We start from the raw sequence: 13,095 nt of genomic DNA, 5'->3' as shown, positions 1-13,095 counted from the left end.
ACAATTTTTACGTTATAAACCTGCTTTAATACCGAAGTTATACTGACGAGGTCTTGGATATGATCCCTGATCATTACCAGTATAGATCTCAGGCATTAAACCTGTATATTCAGTGAGGTACCCGATATTGAATACACCAAAGAACAAATCAAGATTCTTCATATACAATTTTTCGAGGAACTTCCCTTTCAGGCTGTAGGTGAAAGAAACTTCTCTGAATGCGAGATAATCACCTTTTGAATAATACAGTGAGTTATTGGTGGTATAACCTGAAGAAGATCCAAGTCCGTTCGAATTACGCAAGTGGTTTCTGAAATTGTAATCGGCATCACTTTGTACTGTATATCTTGGAATAGAAGCAATATCGCCCGGATTTTGCCAAACTTTATCAGTCAATACATCACTTAAAGCCATGTTATTGTTACGTGCACTCGCCATCAAACGACCTCTGAATGAATTATCAATTACGTGCCCCATTGCAAAATCAATCACGAATCTCATCGAAAGATTTTTGTAACGAACCGTATTCTGCATACCACCTGTTTTATCAGGACGGATATAACCCATGAATACCATGTCTCTGTAATCGATACGACCATTTCCGTCTACATCATGCCAGATAGCATCACCTGCTACTTTAGTACGTTCGGCTGCATCCATATCGCGCGGTGCATTCGCTGCATCAGCATCAGTAGCGTATACCCCAATCAGGTGATAAGCATAACGTTGCCCGAAACGCTCACCCTCTGCAGTACCTCCTACCCTTACATAACTGTTGGTAGCCGGATCGTAAATAGTATTACCGCCCGTTCTGTTTTTCAACTCTCCGTTTTCTGGTAGTTTATGAACGGTTGATCTGATGAAAGAGAAACTCATTGCCATATCCCACGACCAATCTTTGGTGCGGATCGGACTTGCCTGTACTTCTACTTCAAAACCTCTGTTTAACACAGACCCATAGTTACTTTTGATAGAAGAAAAACCGGTTGATAAATCAAGTGGCTTATCAAATATTCTGTGAGTCGTTAATTTAGAATAGTAGTCGAGTAAGATATTAACCCTGTTATTGAACAAACCGATATCTACCCCCACATCAAAAGAAGTGGTTGTTTCCCATCTCAGGTTATCATTTGCCAGTGTAGTATTTAAAATTCCTGCTTCGCCTAAATAAGTATATCCGGTAGAATAAACCCCTTGAGAGTGACCAGGATCGATCCCGTCATTTCCTAATTGTCCCCAGCTGGCTCTCAGTTTCAATGAAGAAACCGCATCCACTGCGTCAAAGAAAGATTCTTTATGTACATTCCAACCTACTGAGAAACCAGGGAAGTAACCCCATTTTCTATTTTTTGCAAACCTGGAAGAACCATCTCTTCTTAATACAGCACTAAAAAGATATTTACCATCATAATCATAGTTCAAACGCGTAAAATAGCTGAGCGTTGTATATTCATTATGATTAGTAGTTACTCTTTGAGTTTCCTGTGCAGTAGCTCTGAGTGTTTTAATATAATCTGTTGGTGCGCCTCTGCCCGTTCCGCTCATTCTGTACATAAACTCATCGATATAACTCGTACCTAATAAAACGTTCAGATTATGAACATCTTTAAAGGTTTTAGTATAATTGAAAGTCGCATCTAACTGAGATACGCGATCGAAGTTATGTGCTTCAGAAGCGCTACGGTCTTTCATCACTTCATTGAAAGCTTCAAATCTTGACTCTAAGCCTTCAGTAGTAAAATAATAATAAGTAGGATTAAAAGTTAAACCCGGTAAGATATCCCAGGTAGCACCCAACTTATAGGTAGCTCTCAATACTTTATTATCAGAATACTGATCTCTGTAATAAACCTCATGATTTCTGTTTCTGAAGTTATTCACCCCTTCACCCGGCGCAGGTAAACCGTTCTCAAAATTCAAACGATAGGTAAATGGCATCGTTACAGAACGGCTTAATACATTCTGATAGTTAGAAATACCATTTGAGTTTTTGATCTGGTAGGTCATACCGGCATTCAACGTCCAGCTATTACTGATTTTATAACTGGCATTAAATAATGCATTGTAGTTTTTATAAAAAGAACCCAATACGATACCATCCTGATCTAATGTACCTAAACCGATATAGTAAGTAGCTTTTTCATTACCGCCACTGATACTAACATCCAATTCTTTTCTGCTCGCTTCAGTAAAAGTAACATCCTGGTAATTGGTTTCTTTAAAGATGAGTTTTTTACCGGTTACAGGGTCAACCATTGTTTCCCAACCCTCATTCTCAATTAAACCTGCAACATAATCAGCACCATAATCCTGAATATATTTATCTAAAAACGCAGTAGTGTTATAGGCATTACGGCCATTGCCGGTAGACATACCATATGCTCCACCACTCAGGAAGAAATCAGGATTGGTGGTATTAAACTGCGCAATATTTCTTCTGGTTACATATAAATAATCTTTCGCCGAAGTAAAATCATATTTTTTCCCCTGGCGATCGATACCATGAGTATACTTAAAACTGATTCTCGGGCGACCGGCTTTACCAGATTTGGTAGTAATAATAATTACACCATTTGCTGCGCGTGCACCGTAAATAGCCGCAGTAGAAGCATCTTTCAATACCTGCATGGTTTCAATATCATCAGGATTTAAATCACTGATGTTTCTCATCGCACCAACAATTCCGTCTACCACAAAAAGCGGTGCATCGCTTTCAGGAGAAGTAGAACTACCACCTCTTAAAAAGATCTGTGGGTTAGCACCAGGTTGTCCGTCAGAAATCTGTAAACTCAAACCTGCCACTTTACCCTGTAACTGAACCAAAGGGTTTTGTGAAGGCGCGTTTTCAAACTCCTTAGAATCCACTCTGGATACAGCACCCGTTACATTAGATCTTTTTTGTGTACCATAACCAATTACTACCGCCTGCTCCAGATTAGAAGTAGACGCCAGAGAAAGATTCAATTCGGTATTCGCCTGTTTCAACGTGTAGGAAAATTCCTTTGTCTGATAACCGGCATAACTCACCGTCAGTTTAATCACACTGTCTGTGGTTGTAAAAGAAAACACTCCATTCTCATCAGTTTGCAGAATCTGATTTTTAGGAGTCAGTAAAATAGTAGCTCCGACCAACGGTAATTGGTCGCTTTCAGCATTCACTCTACCTTTTACCGAGAGTGTAGATTGCGCCATAGTCGATTGACTGGCAAAAAGTAATAAAAGGGGTAATATGAAGACAGACTTCATACAGCCAGCGATTCGTTTCATAAACATTGTTTTCAATTAAAGTCGCTAAAAAAAGTATTTCTTAAAGAACTGAACTCAACTCAAAACAACTGACATTCAATTACATAGACCACATACCGACTCTTATATCAATTGAATTTGTAGAACATAATAATATGTACTACATATCAAAAATATAAAAAATTGATAATTAACCTAATTTTTAGCAAAAAAATTTACATTATGCATTTATGAAGTGCTACAAAACACCTTCATTGCGCTAAAGCTAATGCTTAATACTCCTTGTAACAAACTGATTGAATGACTATTATATTAATTAACAAGAGGTATCTTAATAGCAGATTAAAAAGATTGTAGGCTAAAAAATATTTTTTTCTGCTGACATAGGGTTGTCGCCCGCCGGTGCGAAATTGCAGTATAAAATTTACAGCAATGAGTAATGCAATTTTCAACAAGCAAGAATTTTTAGAGATCTGGTTAGGCAACAGAAAATTAACAAGAAGAGTTATCGAAGTTTATCCTGAAAATGAACTATTCAGTTTTACGATTGGCGGCATGCGTGATTTTGGTCATTTATGCGCAGAATTACTGGCCATTCCGGTACCTTCTTTAAAGTCTATTGTTAATAATAAAGATGCCGAATTATATGAAAAGCCAAGTTTCGCCAACAAAGAGGAACTCTTAAAACTTTGGGATGCCGCTGAAAAAGAAATTATTGATTTATACAATCAAATTCCTGAAGAAAGATTCAATGATCAGTTCTTACTTTTTAAAACCTATGACGGCATTATTAAACACCATTTCATTTATTTTCTGGAAAACGAAATTCACCACAGAGGCCAGGCTTTTGTTTATTTAAGAGCTTTAGGTATAGAACCGCCATTCTTCTGGGAAAGATAGTTTTTATTAAAACGTGAAGAGAATAATGTCATTGCCTGGTGTTCTTCTCTTCACGTTTTGGTTCTTTCAGCTTAAAGTTGACCGTTTCAGCTTTTTTTCGTATATTATAAGTATAGCCATGATTATTCAATCACTTCATACAAAAAGCCACCGATCAGACCGATGGCTTTGCTATATGAGAGATTAAGAGACTTATTTTTTAATCAGCTGTTTAATATCTACAATCATAAAACTCTTCGCTTCCCTGCCGGCTACCAACAATTTGTCATGATCAATAGCAATTCCGTATACTCTTTTTAAAAGAGGGTGCTGAAAGTATTGTTCAAGTTTCATGTTACCATCAGCATCCACATCAATCATTGCTATCGAATGATTCACCGAGTTTAGTATAAATGCTTTATTCTTGTAAAAAGCAACTCTACCCGGACCTTTCATCGAAACATCACCAATCACCTGTACTGTTTTAGGTTTTAACGGATCGGTTATATCAAAACTCCATATGGTTTCTGCATTGTAAGCCGTTACCAATAAAGTTTTTCCGTAGATACCTATTGCACATGAACCCTGCAATTTTACTGCATCATAAATTTTAGAAGTGATGACGGGTTTCGTTTTATCTTTTATATCTACGGTTATTAATGATGAGCCCGGACCATAACCTGCCAGATACAACACATTATTATGAACAGCTGCAGCAAAGGCTCCATCTCCTGTGTGAAAACTACTGATGATACGTGGGGCAGACGGCTTGCTTACATCCATGATATACACTTTACTTTCTGAGCTATGCGTAATATAAGCAAATCCATCCTGCACAATGATCTTTCTTAACCTGGTATAATTTGAACGGTAATGTTGCAGATAACTTCCTTCACCTCCAACACTGATAGCAGCAACTTTAACCGGTTTTGAGGGAGTAGAAATATTGAATATACTGATCATTGTGTTGGTCATTGATAACACATATAAATAATCTTTATCAACAGCCACACTGAAAGCATCCAGTATGTCTTTATCTGTTAAGCTATGTGCAATAAATGGCTTCGAAGGATTTTTGTAGTCAATAATCGCCACATTATTACCATCCCTGCAAGGAATATAGGCAAACCCGTTACGGATAATAATATCTTCCGGTTCATTTAAATGCTGAATATCTACCAGACTTCCTATAATCGCTTTTTGATCGATCATACTTGCATTCGACTGGTCAATTGCAGATTTGTTACGATTCACGGTCTCGAGAAAGCCTGCCAGTGCATATTTATGAAAAGCAGTTCGTACTACAAATCCTATTGTTGTTCCGGATAAGGTAATAATAGAATCTTTAGTTTCCACCCGGATACCATGATCTAACCAATCACCCGCCACAGTGGGTAAAGTATCGAGCGACCACCAGCTTCTTCCGTAATTTGTAGTTACATATACTTCTTTTCTGTCAGTATAGGTACTGTAATAAGCAGCGCCATATCCGATATTCACAAAATCATCTGCGGCTCCTCTTAGTTTTGTAACGGTATCCCATACATATCCGAGATTGGTACTTCTATAAATATTTCCCTCCTGATCGGCCTGTAACAATACACTCATGCCCAGATACTCTGTAGCGAAAAGAGCTGCATCCGAAAGTTTTTGTATTTTATTCCAGGTGATTCCGTCGTCAATACTTTTATATACGGTACCATGCCATCCGTTCACCACAATACCATTACCGGCACGTTCCAAACGATATAATGCGTTGGGAGATACTGCGCCCATATCTTTCCAGGTAAGTCCCTTATCTTCCGAGCGGTAAATATGTCCGCCATCAGAATCTGTATCAGTTACCAATAGTGTTCCCTGCTGTGTATACATGATCGCATAAGCTGCTGCGTACACTTCTTTGTTTTTATTTTTGTCTAATAAAGTTTTCAGATGCTTCCATGTTTTTCCACCGTCTTTTGTACCCCAAACTTCAGCTGTTCCGGTAAGGATATAAAATTCATTTTTATTTCCTGTTTCCGCAATACAGGTAATATCTACTTTTACAGGCTGCGCCAGAAAAGCCCAGTTTACGCCATTATCGTAGCTAATATATAGCTTGCCTTTATTCGCTCCTCTTGCCGCACAAAGAACTACGTTTTCATCTAACTGACGGATGGCATCAATTCTTCCACCGGGTGCCACGTCTTTGATTATCCATTGAGAAAAGTATTTTACAATAGAATCCTGTTGCATCAATGCTCCGCTGTTTTGCGCAGTGGTCTCATTTCCACCTAAAAACAGCACACAAACAAGCTGAAGAAAATATTTCATACGGAATTACTTTTTATAAATGGTCAGATATAAGTGAAACAATTTGCCACAGATGCATCGCAACTAATAGCGGTTACATTCATACATCTATGGCAACTCTTGATTCTTAATTCTCAACTCTTAATTATCTACGGTTGCCACCACATGCGGTGATTCATATTATCACCACCCATTCTTGCTGCAGCTTCATTATAGTTGATTCTGTTCAATGATTGTTCGCTTAACGGATAAGGAATACGGGTAGGTATTTTTCCGTCATTAACATTGGTTGGCCCCGGCACCAGTAATGGATATCCTGTACGTCGGTATTCATTCCACGCTTCCATACCTGTAAAGAACAAAGCAAAAAACTTTTGTAAATAAATTTTTGACAATGATTGATCATACTTTACTCCTTCCTGTTGCAGGTAACTTTCAGAAAACTGAGCACCCCAATATTCAAAAGAAGCTTTGATGCCATTTTCATATAATTCTTCCGCATCCGCTACATAGAATCCTTTCTGTGCTGCTTCAGCTTTTAAGAGAAGTACTTCAGCCACTGTCATCCATATAGCCGGTTCTGTATTAGATTGGAAGCGCGTACCCAGATAAGACTGGAAATTATACCCACCATTATAATTTGCCGATTCCGTTACCGGTAATGAATTCGGCAAACCTACATACTCAGGATTTGCAGTACCTGCACTGGCATTGGTAGGACGGGCAAACTGCATTAATCGGCTATCATTGAATTTCTTTAATGAATCAACGATGAACGCACTCACCGATTTATATTTAAAATCAAAATCTCTGACATAGGTAGGAGATAAAGGATTTGCATCTGGTAAACTGCCGGAGTAACGGTATACTAAATTATCACTATTATTCTCCATTAATGGATAATTTGCCGGAGATGAAAGCATTTCGTTGATTTCTGAAACAGCAGTACTCATTTTTCCGGAAACACGCATTAACAATCTTAAACGCAGGCTATTGCTAAATTTCAACCATTTGGTCATATTACCACTGTACACCGGATCGCCGCCATACAATAATGTACCTGTTGTATTAATAGAAGCAGAGATTTGTTTTAACTCTTCCAGCATACCTCTATATATTTCTTCCTGGGTGTCATACTTAGGTGTAAACTCATTATCGGAAGCACCTTTTCCTGACTCAGTGTAAGGAATATCACCATAAGTATCTGTTAATACTGAAAAGATATAAACTTTCATCAGTCTGGCGATGGCTGCATAGTTTACCAGATCAGGGTTTTCTTCACTCATTCTTATGATATCGTTGAGGTCTCTGAACCTGTTGTACAAATTCCAGATTCCATTTGAGTTAGCCGGCAACAATTTAAAACGCTGAACTTCTGTGAATGTATTATTCATACAGGTGTATTGAATCAATTCATTGTTCAGTTCAAAAGCATTGTTCACTAAAGTGTTCGATGCATTGTAAAAAATCTGTGGTAATACAACGCCCGGGTTTACAGATGTGGGAACGTTCGGATTAATATTGTCAACCTTGGAACATGCTGAAACCAATAAGGTGGCAGCAAGTAATATTTTAGATATTCTCATGGGAATCATTTTAAAAAGTAATTTTCAAATCAAAACCAATACTTCTTGTTGAAGGGATTTGCGCATTTTCAATTCCGGGTACCACTGTACCGCCTGATACAAATGATGTTTCCGGATCAATATTCGGTACACCGGTAAAGAGGAACAGGTTTCGTCCGGTTACACTGAAGTGTGCAGATTGTATCCATTTGTTTTTGAGGAACTTTGAAGGAACACTATATCCGAGGGCTAACTCTCTCAGTTTTACAAAAGTTGCATCAAAAGTGCTCGATTCAACATTCGGTCTTTTGTAATAACCTCTGTAATAAGTATAAGCTGAAACTCTTTGTGTATTCTCAGAATAAGTACCATCATTATTCAGTACTACTCCATCTCCTACAATTCCATCTTCTCTACCCGGAACGGTATTGGCTAAACTACCAGCTTCTGTTCCTGTTACATGAGTGAAGGAGTAAATTTTTCCGCCGAACTTACCATCAAACAATACACTTAAAGAAATATTCTTATAGCGGAAATTATTTCTGATACCACCGATCCAGTCGGGGTTATAATTACCTAAACGAATGGTATTACTGGTAAATACCGGTACGCCGTCTTTATAAATCACTCTGCCTTCAGCATTTCTCAATAAACCGACACCGTAAATATCTCCCATTCTTCCTCCAACACGCGCTTCAACAGCAGCGCCCTGTGCAGATGCCATTACATAACTTTCTACTCCATCAGCCAGCTCAACCACTTTACTTCTGTTAGCTGAAGCAGTCAGTGAGATATCCCATACAAAACGTGATTTAATCGGTGTTATGCTTAGCATAGCTTCCCATCCTTTGTTTTCAATTTTTCCGGCATTCATCACTTTAGAACCAAATGCGGTGGCACCCGATAAAGGACTTCTTAATATCTGATTCTTACTGGTAGCAGCATACCAGGTAGCATCCACACTAACACGGTTATTAAAAAGTTTTACTTCCGTACCAATTTCTACAGAGCTGGTAATTTCAGGTTTCAGGTTTGTATTAGGAATTGTTGCCGGTAATCCTACGGTACCCGGCAAAGTATTGTATTCATAATAAGCACTGGTTTGATAAGGATCCGTATCGTTACCTACCTGAGCATAAGACATTCGCATCTTCCAATAACTTAAAACTGATGATTTAATCGGAAACATTTCTGTCATTAATGCACTTAAAGATACCGACGGATAGAAGTATGAATTGTTTCCTTTCGGAAGAGTAGATGACCAGTCATTTCTGGCAGTTACTTGCAAAAAGAGCATATTTTTATAATCAATATCAGCAACACCGTATAAGCTATTGACTCCTTTTATGGTATTTAACTCATCTACCAACGGACGTCCTGATGCATTTCCCAGATTATATACGTTCGGAATAACCAATCCGTTTGCAGTTACTGTATTACTGGAAGTATTGATCTGCATATTATTTCCACCAACACTTAAAGCAACAGAGATATCTTTTGATGACGGTACAGTATAAGATAAAAGGAAATCAGAGTTACGCTCCATATAGTTCAGGTCTTGTCTTCTATATAATCCGTTAATGGCCACCACCGAACTTTTAGGACGTTGTGATGCTCTGGTTTCTCCTGAATAATCAATACCTGTTCTTAACATTAATGTCAGGTTCGGTAAGATAGAATAATTCAAAGATGCATTACCGAAAATGCGGCTTCTTTTCATACTGTTCAATTGTTCATACATGGTCATGTACGGATTATCTCCCCAGGTGAAATAGTAGTCCTGTTTAATTCCTTCCTGTCCGGGTAACCAGTAATTTTTAAACCAATCCATAGTGGAGTTTCTTTCCGTCCAGATAAAATTATAGGTAGGAGAAGCACCCCCGTAACCGATTACCGGCAGGTTATCACTAAAGCTATTGATGTAATTAATATTAGCATTAAAAGTCAGCTTTGAGGAAATATGGATCGTACTGTTTGTGTTGAACTGGTGTCTGTTCAATTCAGTATTCGGCATGATACCTTTTTGAGCATAATTATTATACGACACTCTGAAATTTCCGATATCACCTGATTTCTGAACCGATACACCGTTCATTAAAGTAGTGCCGGTTTCATAAAAATCTTTTACATTATCAGGATAAGCCTGCCATGGAATAGGAACGCGTTTTCCGTCATTTCCGATCGGAGAACCGAACTGAACAAAACTTTGTCCGCGAAAAGGAGCACCCCAATTATGACCCGAGTTAGAGGTATTCGGGCCATCAGGGCCGTCACCATAAGAATAATAATTTAAGCCTACGCCTGTACCACCACCATATTCATTTTGAAAATCCGGTGTTTTTAAAACAGTTTCGAAATTAACAGTACTGTTAACAGAAATACCTAACCGGTTATCCTGCGTTGCTTTTTTTGTTTTGATAATAACCACTCCGTTTGCTGCTCTCGAACCATATAAAGCCGCAGCATTCGGGCCTTTCATGATACTGATTGATTCAATATCATCAGGATTTATTTCTGCACCACCGCTACCGTAATCAATAGATAAATCACTACTATTACCTGTACCCAGGTTATTATTGATCGGTACCCCGTCAACTACTACCATAGCGATATTCTTGTTAATATTTAAAGAAGATTCACCACGAAGTACAATTCTGTTAGAGCCGGCCAAGCCTCCGGATACCTGCGTCATGTTCAATCCGGCCACTTTACCCTGTAAGCTACTGAGTACATTACCGCCTTTAACTGTATTAATTTCCTCCTCTTTCAGTTCCTGCACGGCATACCCTAACTTTCTTTTTTCTTTAGTAATACCTAAAGATGTAACCACTACTTCCTGCAGATTCATATCTTCTGCTTTCAGTTTTACCAATAAAGAATTATTTTCTCCTTTATTGATCATAATTCCGGAAATGGTATGATTCTGATAACTTACGTGTGTAAAATGCAAATCATATCTGGTTCCGGTTTTCAACCCTACGATTGAGAAATTACCGTTACGGTCACTTTCACCGTAAAATTTTTTATCTTCTTTGTTAGCAGGGCTACATTCAATCGTTACTCCTGCTACGGGAGTATTGTTCTCATCAACAATCATCCCCTTTATAATCCCCTCCTGGGCATTTGCACTTGCGTGCAAAAAAAGGACTGTCAGCAATAACTGCGCTAACACCAATTTGAACTTTTTTGAGTACTTCATACTGTTTGGTTTGGGCAATAAGTAGCCTGCACACGCCCGGGTGTGTACATTCAATCTTATTGTTTTTTAAATTATTTCTTTATGGTAAAGACATTCTGATCAATATCCAACTTCAGATTATTGATATTTACGATCACTCTCAGGATAGATTCCGGTGTATCGCTTTTTTCAAACTTTCCCGTAAACATCATTCCGGCAAGTTCACTCTTGTTATAATTAATATGAATATTGTATTGCTGCATTAACAACTTCAATACCTTCTCTAAAGGCATTTGTTTAAACACCCACTCGCTATTGTTATTCGCCTGCTTATCAGTTCTCATTTTTGCAGGCGATTTTTCTTTATATACAACAGATTCATCCCAAACATCTTTTCTCAAACTGCTTAATCGACCATTCACAGCCTTTTCTCCCGGCAACAAATAAACGACATCAACACTATCTGCCGAGTGAGATTGTACTTTTACAGATCCTTCAATCAACAATACAATTGTACTGTCATTTTGAAGATCCACTTCAAACACAGTTCCTAAAGCTGTGGTAGAAACCTTTCCACTGTAAACAACAAATTCTTTTTCTTTATTTTTAGTAACAGTAAATCTCGCCTTCCCTTTCAGATATAATTTTCTGCTGTTTACATTATACATCGAATCATATTCTAATGAGCTGTTAGGATACAGTAACACTTCACTATTATCACTCAATGTAAAAACCTTACTGCTACTTCCTGACACTACTACATTTCCGGCACTTGCTATATTTTCAACACCGTCGAATACTTCTTCCTTATTCAGCTTAAACAAATACCAACCTGAAAAAAACAAAGTAGTTATCACCGCTGCCACCATAGCCACTTTCAGATATACACTTCTTTCTGAACGTTGAACAGAAATTACCGGTGTTTGATTATTATCTTTAATACCCGACAATATCAGCTGTTTTAATCTTGCTTTATCAAATAACACCTGATGCTCATGCATCGTTCCGTCCGGCATCTGCATCCAGTTGTCAAGCAATTTAGCTTCATCACTGTTTAATCTTACTAGTAACTCATTTAATTCATCAGTGGAAGCCTTTCCAGACCAACATTTCTCTATAAGTATTGATAATTGTTGCATGTTCTATAATAAAATGTAAAGAAGTAAAAAGAGGGGGGTGTTTTGTATGTTACCAAAATATTAATTACCCGCTCAGGAAATAAATAAAACAAAAAACAGATACACTGAAGCATCTGTATGAAGTACATATCTGCGTAAAGTTGACATTGCTGACTTTACATATTCCTTTACAGTTTCTTCAGATATTCCTAATACCACAGCTGCTTCTTTATAAGACCGGCCTTCGATTTTACAAAGTTCAAAAGCCTGTTTTTTGCGGGCAGGTAATAATTGAACAGCCTGATTGAATACTTCGACTCTCTTCTGATAAAAATCAGTATCATTCTCTGTATCATCAGTAATCATTTGATGTACGTCAGAATCTTCGAGTTCTTTTAATTGTTCTTTAGCCACTTTTCTGATGTGGCTCATGGTCATGTAAAAACTGGTGGTAAACAGCCATCCGGCTACAGACTGATCTTCGGTTAGTTTCAACCGGTTTTCCCACAATTGAATAAAAACCGACTGCAAAATATCTTCTGCGTCTTGCTGATGTGGAAGTAGCTTATATATATTTTTAAAGATGGGAAGGCTATAATAATCATATAGATTTTCAAATATCTGTTGATCATTATCGCGAAGTTGCCGTATCAGTACCTTGTTATCTGTAATAGACATAACAGTAAACAAAATTAAATCAGACGATCGTTCAATACGCAAAAAGCACATTAAGAAAATGTAAACAACAGATACGCTTTAGAACTATCCGGCTTTTTGTTATGAAGAGGTATATATTAATAAGATAAAAACAGACTTC

7 protein-coding genes are annotated in these 13,095 nt (G+C 37.8%); 1 reads left to right on the top strand and 6 read right to left on the bottom strand.

The genetic code is table 11. From position 1 onward, the window contains the following. Positions 1–12: 12 nt before the first annotated feature. The gene (locus tag D9O48_RS14135; RefSeq protein WP_158624903.1) at positions 13–3,267 is read right to left on the bottom strand and encodes a SusC/RagA family TonB-linked outer membrane protein; all 3,255 of its coding nucleotides are present in this window, start codon (positions 3,265–3,267) and stop codon (positions 13–15) included. Positions 3,268–3,678: 411 nt separating this feature from the next. On the opposite strand from D9O48_RS14135, the gene D9O48_RS14130 reads away from it, so the two are divergent. Next, a complete protein-coding gene (locus D9O48_RS14130; RefSeq protein WP_126973623.1) occupies positions 3,679–4,146 on the top strand; it encodes a DinB family protein in 468 nt (155 codons plus the stop codon). A gap of 192 nt (positions 4,147–4,338) precedes the next feature. On the opposite strand, the gene D9O48_RS14125 is transcribed toward D9O48_RS14130, so the two are convergent. The 5 genes from D9O48_RS14125 to D9O48_RS14105 all read right to left on the bottom strand — a co-directional run bounded on the left by D9O48_RS14125 (position 4,339) and on the right by D9O48_RS14105 (position 12,956). Continuing rightward, positions 4,339–6,438, bottom strand: a complete 2,100-nt coding sequence (locus D9O48_RS14125) for a VPS10 domain-containing protein (RefSeq protein ID WP_126973622.1) — start codon at positions 6,436–6,438, stop codon at positions 4,339–4,341. Positions 6,439–6,566: 128 nt separating this feature from the next. Continuing rightward, complete coding sequence (locus tag D9O48_RS14120; RefSeq protein WP_158624902.1) at positions 6,567–8,003, bottom strand: SusD/RagB family nutrient-binding outer membrane lipoprotein; 1,437 nt, start codon at positions 8,001–8,003, stop codon at positions 6,567–6,569. 10 nt (positions 8,004–8,013) lie between these two features. Further along, entirely contained in the window at positions 8,014–11,181 is a 3,168-nt protein-coding gene (locus tag D9O48_RS14115) for a SusC/RagA family TonB-linked outer membrane protein (RefSeq protein ID WP_126973620.1), read from the bottom strand. A gap of 71 nt (positions 11,182–11,252) precedes the next feature. Beyond that, a complete protein-coding gene (locus D9O48_RS14110; protein WP_126973619.1) occupies positions 11,253–12,299 on the bottom strand; it encodes a FecR family protein in 1,047 nt (348 codons plus the stop codon). 72 nt (positions 12,300–12,371) lie between these two features. Continuing rightward, entirely contained in the window at positions 12,372–12,956 is a 585-nt protein-coding gene (locus tag D9O48_RS14105; protein ID WP_158624901.1) for an RNA polymerase sigma factor, read from the bottom strand. Positions 12,957–13,095 lie beyond the last annotated feature (139 nt).

Source organism: Gynurincola endophyticus (assembly GCF_003991195.1).
Classification (GTDB): Bacteria; Bacteroidota; Bacteroidia; order Chitinophagales; family Chitinophagaceae; genus Gynurincola; species Gynurincola endophyticus.
Note: the sequence above shows the minus strand (reverse complement) of the source record. Positions and strands in the feature narration are given on the sequence as shown.